At 63.0% G+C, this 262-nt stretch carries 1 protein-coding gene; it reads left to right on the top strand.

Annotation, left to right across the window (positions count from 1 at the left end; all coding sequences use genetic code 11):
* Positions 1-43: 43 nt before the first annotated feature.
* Positions 44-262, top strand: a 219-nt coding sequence (locus SB658_RS24885) for a TniB family NTP-binding protein (RefSeq protein ID WP_410603077.1), incomplete at its 3' end; no start/stop codon positions are given.

Genomic DNA, 262 nt, shown 5'->3' with positions numbered 1-262 from the left:
CCGGATCGACCCGCTGACCGGGGAAAGTGGGGGGCTCATGGTGTTGGGACGGTCTGGGGATGGGAAGACCGCGCTCCTCAAGCGGATGCTGCGCATGAACCTCGTCCTCACCGAGATGACCGACACACAGGAGGGCAACACTCTCTATATTACGGTTCCGCCTGACGCGACCATCAAGAAGCTGGCAGAACTGATCCTGGCGAGGACGGGCTACCGGCGTGTCGTTTCCCGGCTGCGTTCGTCCGACGCCTGGGAGATGGTC

It is taken from the genome of Bacillus sp. SIMBA_008 (genome assembly GCF_046535495.1).
GTDB lineage: Bacteria > Bacillota > Bacilli > Bacillales > Bacillaceae > Bacillus > Bacillus subtilis.
Note: the sequence above shows the minus strand (reverse complement) of the source record. Positions and strands in the feature narration are given on the sequence as shown.